Raw genomic sequence first — 9,604 nt, 5'->3', positions numbered from 1 at the left:
TTAGCTTTCAGGAGCTGATACCTGAAGATAAAAATCAGCCTTGCGTTTTCTGTTTCGTCTTTGGGGCAAGCCAAAGATGAAAACCCGCCTGGTAAGGCTAGCGGAAATTTATTGGAGCAGAATCGATCCTCTTCAACGCATTTTGAAGAAGACTTTCACAGAAAAGTGGGAACAAGCTTGATTCAGCTGAATCAGCTGCTCCTACAGGGTGGCCTTTGCCTTGGTTCGAGGGTCCAAAATGCACTCTCTGAGGGTGGCCTTGGCCTGGTCGGAGGGTGCAAAATACTCCTTCGAGGGTGCCCGTGCCCAGGTTAAAGGGTGCCCTTGCCCTACCTGTAGTGTGCCCTGAGCACCCTACAGGGTACCTTTACCCTGGTTCGAGGCAGCAAAATGCACCCCCGAGGGAGGCCTTGCCCTGGTCGAAATGCGGCTTTGCCCTACCTCGAGGATACACCGGGCACCCCCAATTGCAGCGGGACATAAAAAAACAGACATGATTCCGGGGAATCACAACAGGGAGGTTTTAATTGTAACAGGGCGGATTTTTAGAGAACAGGGTAACGCAGCTGGCTAACAGCGGCATCCTTTGGGCATACAGGGTCAGTTGCCGGTTCACAGGAGCTTCGTTTGGCCGACTGGCAGCCGGTATTGCAGGAGTTTTAACGACCTGCCGGTTACTCTTTAAGTTCTACTTTGGGCAAGGCAATATCGTAACGCACAACGACAATCCGAATGGCGATGATGCTGATCACAGTTGCTAATTCGCAGATGTGTTCGTTCAGCCCCAGAAAGTTTAGAAGCAAATAGATGAGTGCCCCGGCAATACAGGCTGTTGCATAAATTTCGCGGTGGAAAATCAGCGGCAATTCGTTGCAAAGGGTATCGCGGATAACACCGCCCACCACGGCTGATGCCAGCCCCATCATTACCGCCATGGGAATATTAATGCCCATAAGGAGTGCCTTCTTCATTCCAATGATGGTGAAAACAGCGATCCCGATAGTATCAAAAAGGAAGAGTGTTTTTTTTAGCGTCATCACCACTTTGCCAAAGACGATGGTCACCAAAACACCGGCAATAATCAGCCAGAAGTAGTTGAGGTCCCGCATCCAGGCTACCGGTGTGTCGCCCAGCATGATGTCGCGCAGCGATCCACCGCCAACGGCAGTCACAAAGCCAATCATTGTAGCCCCGAAAAAGTCGAGTCGTTTGTTGGCTGCAGTCAGTGTACCACTGATGGCAAAAACAAAGGTTCCGATGTAGTCGAAAAGAAGCAACAAATCCATGCCGCAAAGAAAGTAAAAGCCGGATATTTTTACCAGCTAATCGGGAAATAGTCTTTCAGGAACTTGCCGCACCAATGCTTACCGGTGTTAATGCCGTCGATAAACGGATCGCACACGCGGGCTGCTCCGTCAACAATGTCGAGCGGTGGCTGAAAGTCGTGCACTTCCTGTTTGTATTTGGCGATATCAGCCGGATCTTCATCGGTTACCCAACCCGTATCCACAGCATTCATAAAAATACCGTCCTTCGCCAAATCGCTGGCCGAGGTGTGTACTAACATGTTGAGTGCCGCTTTGGCCATATTGGTATGTGGATGACGATCTTCCTTTCGGAACGTGTGGAACTTACCCTCCATGGCAGACACGTTCACAATGTGTTTTTTACCGGTGTAATCTTTACGCATTAAGGTCGAAAGGCGATTGCACAAAACAAATGGCGCAATGGAGTTGACTAATTGCACTTCCATCATTTCAACCGGGGTAACTTCGCCAATGCGGAGGCGCCAGCTGTTGGTTTTTCGTAAGTCGACCTGTTGCAGATCGGCATCCAGTTTACCTTCCGGAAAAACTTCTGCTACATCCAGTGAGTTGTCTATGCGATACGGAATTTGTGATAGTTGTGCCGAGGCTTTGATTCCCATCCCTGGTGTTTGACTGTTCCAGTTCACGGATAGCGCCTTCTGGTGTTCACCTTCCGGCTGATTGAAATAGTCAATTTCCTTTAAACATTCCTGGTGATGCGATAATAATTGCTGCACTTCGGCTGAATGTTCGTGGAACGAGCGGTTTTCGGCCGGCATTAAATGGGCATAGAAAGTTGAAGGACGACGAACCGTTTGGGCTGCGTTGTTGATCAGAATATCTAGGCGATGGTATTTTTGCTCGATGTAAGTGGCAAAAAGCTCCACGCTCGGAATGTGACGCAGGTCGAGCCCGTAAATGTGCAGACGGTCGCCCCAGTCGGCAAAATCTTTTTCTTTGGCAAAGCGAATGGCCGAGTCGGCCGGGAAGCGGGTTGTGGCTATTACGGTTGCTCCCGATCGTAACATCATGAGCGTAGCATGATAGCCAATCTTCAGGCGCGATCCGGTAATCAGGGCGATCTGTCCTGTCAGGTCGCAGGTCTGGAAACGCTTTTGATAATTCAGGTCGCCGCATTCGGTGCACATGGCATCGTAAAAATGGTGCACTTCGGTATATTTCTTTTTACAAACATAGCAGTTGTGCTCGCTGGTCAAAATGTGTTTGCCGGTGTTTTCCTGGGCTTCCTCCAATGCAATCTGCTCCGGTGCTTCGAATACACTGGCCAGACGGGCTGTACGGATGCTCGATGCAGCACGGGCCTTCCTGTTGATCTCCGAAAGTTCCTGTTTCTTCACTTTCTTTAAGCCTTTATTACGTTTCTTTCGCTCCTCCCGGTCGGGACGAGTAATTTGGCCGGCAGCTTTCATTAATTTAATGCGTTGCTCCTCACTTAAGTGAATAAGTTGGTCGCCGTTTTCCAGCAAATACTCTAATACCGAAATACAGTTTTCAACTTCCTCGGTTCCCGGAACCTGTTTCACCGTTTTGTCATTCTCCATCTTTACCATACATATTTGGCGCAAATGTAATTGAGTTTCTGACTTGTTGTACTTCTTTTGAAAAAATTGTGCGCGAGAAAAATAACACTGGATAATGTCAGGGAATTTATCGCTCTTGATGGCTTGTCTGTAATCTTGCATGTTCTGATGGAGGACCGACTACCCCGAGGAATGGAGCTGGAAAATAAATTCAATTGTTCTACCAATGACAGATATAATGACTGAAGGATAGATGGACTGAAGGATTTAAAGAGCTTCAAAATCCTTGCCCCTCGATGCAAGTTGACTCAAACTCCAGGTCTTAAATTCCAAATTTCAAAAGGGAGCAGGCAGGAACCTTGATCAGTCGCAGTGTTCAGTCCCAGTAACCAGCAACTTGAAACTTGAAACTCGAATAACTGAAGAATATGCCCCATTTATTTGGGGTAGATACTCGCTGTTTTATAAAAGGACTCTGGTACTTCAGCAGGAAGTGACCAAAAGCTGCGAAATGTCGGGAAAATATGTCTTTTTATTCGTTACCTTGGCCGCCTTTGAAAAAAGCAATATTGAATCCTGAATAAAATGACTATGAGTAAAAGAACGAAATTCCCAAGGGTATTTTGGGTCGCTAACGGAATTGAAGTGCTTGAGCGCTTTGCCTATTACGGCATTTATCTCAGTTTCGGTATTTACCTTGGAGAACTGGGTTTCTCCAAAGGCGACCTGGGAATCATTCAAAGTATCTTTTTGGCCCTGTCGTACCTGATGCCACTGTTCTCGGGAACTTTTGCCGATCGCTATGGCTTCAAAAAAATGCTGTTGATTTCTTATCTGGCATATCTGCCATCCATTTTGTTATTGATTTTGACCAAGTCATTTAACGGCATCGCCTTGTCGATGCTGACAATTGGTTTTGCTGCAGGTATATTCAAACCCCTGGTATCATCAACTGTTCGGGCAACCACCGATTCAACCAACAAGACGCTTGGCTTCGGAATTTTCTACCAGATGGTTAACATCGGTGCTTCCTTCGGGCCGATCATCATGGGCAAGCTTCGTGGCTGGTCATGGGATTACGTGTTTTATACTGCTGCTGCAACCATTGGTGTAATGTTCCTGATCACCTTGTTTTTCTACAAAGAACCTAAACGAGACCTGGAAGGTGTTACCTTGAAGCAGAAGTTTCGCGATATGGGAGAAGCGCTCTCCGATTTAAAATTTCTATTGTTCCTGGTTTTGCTGGGCGTATTCTTCTGGCTGCCGTTTTGGGCATTCTTCAATACCTTGGCAGTTTACATCAACGATTATATGAACACGAATGCCTTGTACGAATCTGTTCGTGGCGTGCTGGGAACTGCGGTTACTCAGTTTATTTCGAGCAACGATAGCGGGGTTTGGAAAATTAATGCCGAGGCAATTTCTCAAACCGGTTATGTAATCATCGTATTTCAATTAATGGTGTCTAAAGTCTTCGAAAAACGACCGGCTATTGGCTCGTTTATGTTCGGGCTTTTTGTTGCCGCAGTTTCTTTTGTGGTTTTAGCTATGTCGATAACTGTGTCGAACAACCTGGTATTCTTAGGTGTATTTTTATTTGCTGTTGGTGAAATGATTGCCTCACCACGTATTCAGGAATATATTATGTGGATTGCTCCGAAAGAGAAGGCTGGCCTTTACATGGGGACGAACTTTTTGGCAACCTTCGTTGGAGCGACCTTAAGTGGTAGTTATACCTGGTTAATGGGCTATTACGAGGAAGCCGGCAAACCGGAATATATCATGTACACCCTGGCTGCTCATATGTTGCTGGGTATTCTGGCCATATTTATTTTCTCTAAAACATTAGGCGATTTCAAAGAAAGAACAGAGTAAACTCCGACGGGAGTTTGTTATCTATAACCCGTTGTCCATAACGGAAAAAAGCCTCAACATGCGTTGAGGCTTTTATTTTTTTATTGGGTCTTCGTCATTTCAAATAAATGGGTGGCTTGTTCCCCCAGGAAGCCTGAGAATTGCACAGGCTTACCATCGATCTCAATGAACCCGCGTTCGGCCAGTTCGTAGTAAGCGTAGCTCCATGGAATCTGTCCTTTGGATCCGTCAGGTTTGATCACATCAACCTGTTCCGTTACAGCCTGTGTGGACGATTGTTGTAGCTTGCTGCCCTTTTGTCCTTCAATTTTATCTTTCATCGGGATACCGGCGGCTGCCAGTGCATCGCAAGTCGTTTTCAAGTCAGGCCATTCTTTTACATTCTGGTAATTAATAAATGCTGTAAAGTGGTTGACCGAATTACCGTGTAACAGCGTCCACGCTGCATACTGTGAAACCTCATTCAGTTTTTCAACGCTTTCCTGCATAGGAACTCCCCAAGGTCGGGCAAAATAATGGGTTAGTTCGCGAACCAGGTTTTTGACGGCCGACTCATCCAACTCTTCATTTTTGTGTAGCTCCAGTAGATCCAAACAGGCAATTTCGGAGAGGTGATAATGAGTGTTCTTTACATGTTCGTTAATCAAATCCTGCGCCCATTGTGGAAGTTCTCCCACCTCCAGCTGACTGACAAAAATCTTTGGAAACTGTTTGTCGGGGTGCTCAAAATGGACGGCATGAAGTTTCTTCTCTGTAAAATTGTAGTTTGAAACAGGTTTATACTGAAGGGCATCCAGAATGTGCCAGATTGCACCAATGCCATGTGGTTGCTTACCGGTTACCGTGTTGAAAGTTCGAAAAGCAATGTGGTCGTTAACGACTGTACCTCCTTTACTTTCGACCAGTTCGGCGTAAGTTTTTGCATAAGGCACGCGCTGAATATACTGTTGCCAAAGGGCATCCAATAATCGCGTGAGAATTTCTTTTGCATTCAATTTCATGATATCTGTTTTTGGATTAACTGTTTGTAGTTGTACGATGAAATTGGTCGATTAGTTGACAGTGATTGGGTGCATTCATCCAGCGCATGATAGCCTTGTCAGTGAATGACTAAAAATTGAAACATATTTGAAAGCAATAGTACAAGAATTACATCTTTCTGGACATATTTGATAGGTCTTGGTTTTCTTTTTGATTTACCTTTAATTCTAGTAATCAGTCAATTCCGTGTTTTTTTTATCAATTAAACATTAGAGCCATGAAAACACGTATCATTTTCTTTTTCTTCATGATACTCTCGTTGGGAGTATCAGCTCAATATCATGTTATGGAGCGTGATATTGAGGTTAGCCCCCCGGTATTCACCGGAGTACAACAGGATATTCAACCTGCTCAAAGTATTTCAATTGAGGGCTACATTGCTGACAATATTCAATATCCGAAGCAGGATTTGAAATTTAGGCAGGAAGGTACTGAGGTTATTCAGTTTACCGTTAAAACAGACGGAAGCCTGAGTGATTTTGAAGTGATTAATAGTGTATCATCTGAAATGGATGATGAAATTATCCGAATTTTAAGAACGACTGACGGCATGTGGAAACCCGGGCTTAATAATGACGGACCTGTAGCGATGCAACGTGAAGTAGCAGTAGCACTCAAAATTTCAGAGGACGGTAATCCTGAGCATCTGACCGATTTTACAGAAAAAGCCAGGTCGTATTTCATGAGAGGAAGCAAGTTACTTTACACCAAGAATCATCCTCGTCGGGCATTGTCTAATTTGAATACTGGAATCCGGTTTCTTCCGTATGATACCAATTTGTTGGTTATGAGAGGCTATGCACGTTATGCACTCGGTGATCGTGAAGGTGCTATTGCTGACTGGAAGATCGTGAAAGAAAAAACGGATATCGATAATCTCATGTTTGTAGCCGGGATCTATAACGAATTGGATGGCTACGCTGATTTAATTGAGGAAGTGCAGTAGAACAATAATTTGGGGTTTTGAATCCCGAATCAAACACCGCAAAGGCCTGTTCGTAAGAAGGTATTTGCGGTGTTTGTTTATTTTGATTTGTACTAATATTGTTGTTCGGTCATGTTTTGTTGTTTCTGGTGTACGTTGAATTTGATCCCATATTCCTCCAACTCGGTTAGAACCGGATTGTAAATCTCCGGTATTGTTGGAATGAAAAGTCCGGTTTGCTTAATTGCTCCCGAAAGTACTAGTTTGGCGGCGATGCCCAACGGAAGTCCGACCGTTTTTGCCATGGCTGTATTCACCTGATTTTCTCCGGTTACAACCAGCGAAAGATGTTTCTCCGTGACTGTTTTTGTACCCCTGTTCCGATAGGTGAATTTATGCCACATAACGGTCATATCTTTATCTGTTGGCGACAATTTCCATTTTTCTTTCAGCAGGTGTTCCAATACCTGTGCAGGTGTTCCACGTTCCAGCCCGATTGGCTCCGGATCGAAAATCCCCAGCCACTTTAATTTTGGAATGACTTCGGAATCCTGCGCAATGTTTTGGTCGTGAAAAAGCTTTGTTTCCACCGAGTCGCTTGGGTGGTAATATAAGAACGAGTTGGTGAAATCGCGTCGGCTCATCATGCTGAGGCCTTCCATCTGGTAACTGTCATCCGTCATGCCCAACTGTACTAAAACATTCCAGGCACGGCAAAATCCTGGTCGGCGAAGTGTTCCCCTATATATCGTTGGGATCCCCTGTAGTTGGTAGCGATCAATATACTTGAGCGAATCCCGGTTGGCATAGCCTTCAAAAGTTCCGAATCCCTGAATTTCAATTAGCTCAGTGCGTCGGAACACCCGGTTGTAAGGAATGTATTTATATTTCCCTTCCTGCCGAAATTTCACGGCCCCTTCCTGTCCGGCCAGCACAACATTACGTGGGTTCCAGGTGAGTTTATAATGCCATGGGTTGTCGTCTGATTCGGGAGCAACCAGGCCGCCGGTGAAAGACTCAAAGCCCAGAAGTTCCATTCCGGATGACTTGATAGAGTCGATCTCACGCATGGCAGACATATGATCAATGCCCGGATCGAGCCCCATTTCATTCAGGAAGAAAAGGCCTTGTTCTTTGATGTCGACTTCCAATGCTTTCATTTCTTCTTTTACATAGGACGGGGTTAGCAGGTTTTTTCGGTGCTTCAAACACAATTTGGCTACCAGTATATGAAACTTAGCAGGGAGCATTGAGATAACCAGATGGGCTTGTTGAATGGCCTTCTCACTGGCTTCCTCCTGAAGTATGTCAAAAGGGATGAGGTGGACCTCGGGGCCAATTCTATTTCTTACCGAAGAAGGGTCTAGATCCCCTACGGTTACTTCCCAGTCATTCACACTGGCATGTTTTAAGAGGTACCCGATCAAGCTCGAAGATGAGCGTCCTGCCCCGATAATCAGAATTCTTTTCATACACCTGCAGATTAAGCATTAGACATTAAAACGGATTCCTTGAGCCAGCGGTAATTCTGTACCAAAATTGATGGTATTGGTTTGGCGTCGCATATAAGCTTTCCAGGCATCCGAACCTGATTCGCGACCTCCGCCAGTCTCTTTTTCGCCACCAAAAGCTCCGCCGATCTCAGCACCCGATGTTCTGATGTTGATGTTGGCAATACCGCAATCGGAGCCCTCACAGGACAGAAAACGCTCCGTTTCCATCAGGTTTGTTGAAAATAGCGCTGAGGACAACCCTTGGGGAACGTTATTATGTAGGGCAATTGCTTCGTCCATCGTTTTGTATTTAATGAGGTAGAGCAGGGGAGCAAATGTTTCTTCCTGAACAATTGCGTAATGGTTTTCAACCTCGGCAATAGCAGGAACCACATAACAGCCAGATTCGTATCCGCTGCCTTCTTTAACGGTACCGCCGCATAATATTTCTCCTCCTTCTTCTTTTACCCTTGCCAGGGCATTCAGATAATTTTGTACGGCATTTTTGTCGATTAGCGGACCAACCAATGTTTGCGGATCGAGCGGATTGCCAATTGATATGCTTTTATAAACGGCCAGTAGCTTTTCTTTCAGTTGGTCGAAAACTGATTCGTGAACAATGATTCGCCGGGTGGATGTGCAACGCTGTCCGCAGGTGCCTACTGCTCCGAAAATAATGGCACGCATCGCCATTTCCAGGTCGGCAGTTGCTGTGACGATAATGGCATTGTTACCACCAAGTTCCAATATTGCTTTACCCAAACGAGCTCCAATAAGGGCACCGGCTTTTTTCCCGACCTTGGTCGATCCGGTAAATGAAATAAGCGGAATGTTTCGATCGCTAAAAAGTTCGTCCCCTAAATACTTTGAGCTGGTCGCAACCAGGTTGACCACTCCCTCGGGAACAGCATTGTCTTTTAAAACTTTGGCGATGATCTGATGGACGGCAATAGCACATAACAACACTTTGGAGGATGGCTTCCAAAGAACAACATCACCGCATATCAAAGCCAGCATGGTGTTCCACGACCAGACTGCAACTGGGAAGTTAAATGCCGAAACAATTCCTACAAGGCCCAACGGGTGGTACTGATCATACATTCGGTGCGACTTTCGTTCGCTGTGCATGGTAAATCCGTATAGTTGTCTCGATTGGCCAACTGCAAAATCACAGATGTCTATCATCTCCTGTACTTCGCCTAAACCTTCCTGCAGAATTTTGCCCATTTCGTAGGCAACCAACTTCCCGAGAGGTTCTTTGTATTTGCGCAATGCCAATCCGATTTGACGAACAACTTCACCACGAGCCGGAGCCGGAACTTTACGCCATTGAAGAAAGGCTGACTGGGCTTTGTTAACCACTTCCTTATAATCGTCGAGTGTAGCTTGTTTGACTTGGGCAATTAAGTGACCATCAGCAGG

7 protein-coding genes are annotated in these 9,604 nt (G+C 45.6%); 2 read left to right on the top strand and 5 right to left on the bottom strand.

All coding sequences use genetic code 11. The features are described 5' to 3' along the window. Positions 1–674: 674 nt before the first annotated feature. On the bottom strand, positions 675–1,286 hold the full coding sequence (locus tag AC37HE_RS09085) for a trimeric intracellular cation channel family protein (RefSeq protein ID WP_500782514.1): 612 nt from the start codon (positions 1,284–1,286) through the stop codon (positions 675–677). A gap of 29 nt (positions 1,287–1,315) precedes the next feature. Then, positions 1,316–2,869, bottom strand: coding sequence for an SDR family NAD(P)-dependent oxidoreductase (locus AC37HE_RS09080; RefSeq protein ID WP_500782513.1), 1,554 nt, complete (start codon positions 2,867–2,869; stop codon positions 1,316–1,318). A 570-nt stretch (positions 2,870–3,439) separates the two neighbouring features. Between AC37HE_RS09080 and AC37HE_RS09075 the strand changes: the two genes are divergently transcribed. Further along, on the top strand, positions 3,440–4,723 hold the full coding sequence (locus tag AC37HE_RS09075) for an MFS transporter (protein WP_500782512.1): 1,284 nt from the start codon (positions 3,440–3,442) through the stop codon (positions 4,721–4,723). An 80-nt stretch (positions 4,724–4,803) separates the two neighbouring features. Here AC37HE_RS09075 and AC37HE_RS09070 read toward each other — a convergent pair whose 3' ends face one another. After that, positions 4,804–5,724: a DUF1338 domain-containing protein gene (locus AC37HE_RS09070; protein WP_500782511.1), complete on the bottom strand. Its 921-nt coding sequence runs from the start codon at positions 5,722–5,724 to the stop codon at positions 4,804–4,806. A 257-nt stretch (positions 5,725–5,981) separates the two neighbouring features. Here AC37HE_RS09070 and AC37HE_RS09065 point away from each other — a divergent pair, with 257 nt between their 5' ends. Then, positions 5,982–6,710, top strand: coding sequence for an energy transducer TonB (locus AC37HE_RS09065; RefSeq protein ID WP_500782510.1), 729 nt, complete (start codon positions 5,982–5,984; stop codon positions 6,708–6,710). Positions 6,711–6,802: 92 nt separating this feature from the next. Here the strand turns inward: AC37HE_RS09065 and AC37HE_RS09060 are convergent, their stop codons facing one another. Both AC37HE_RS09060 and amaB read right to left on the bottom strand, forming a co-directional pair. Then, a complete protein-coding gene (locus tag AC37HE_RS09060; protein WP_500782509.1) occupies positions 6,803–8,161 on the bottom strand; it encodes a saccharopine dehydrogenase family protein in 1,359 nt (452 codons plus the stop codon). Between the two features lie 18 nt (positions 8,162–8,179). Next, positions 8,180–9,604: L-piperidine-6-carboxylate dehydrogenase (gene amaB / locus AC37HE_RS09055; RefSeq protein ID WP_500782508.1), on the bottom strand; the 1,425-nt coding region annotated here is incomplete at its 5' end.

This window comes from Mangrovibacterium sp., from assembly GCF_059905295.1.
Note: the sequence above shows the minus strand (reverse complement) of the source record. Positions and strands in the feature narration are given on the sequence as shown.

Excerpts from the sequence above, each read along its gene's own strand:
- AC37HE_RS09075 (WP_500782512.1), top strand. The coding sequence starts at position 3,440 with ATGAGTAAAAGAACGAAATTCCCAAGGGTATTTTGGGTCGCTAACGGA.
- AC37HE_RS09065 (WP_500782510.1), top strand. The coding sequence starts at position 5,982 with ATGAAAACACGTATCATTTTCTTTTTCTTCATGATACTCTCGTTGGGA.
- AC37HE_RS09085 (WP_500782514.1), bottom strand. The coding sequence starts at position 1,286 with ATGGATTTGTTGCTTCTTTTCGACTACATCGGAACCTTTGTTTTTGCC.
- AC37HE_RS09080 (WP_500782513.1), bottom strand. The coding sequence starts at position 2,869 with ATGGAGAATGACAAAACGGTGAAACAGGTTCCGGGAACCGAGGAAGTT.
- AC37HE_RS09060 (WP_500782509.1), bottom strand. The coding sequence starts at position 8,161 with ATGAAAAGAATTCTGATTATCGGGGCAGGACGCTCATCTTCGAGCTTG.
- AC37HE_RS09070 (WP_500782511.1), bottom strand. The coding sequence starts at position 5,724 with ATGAAATTGAATGCAAAAGAAATTCTCACGCGATTATTGGATGCCCTT.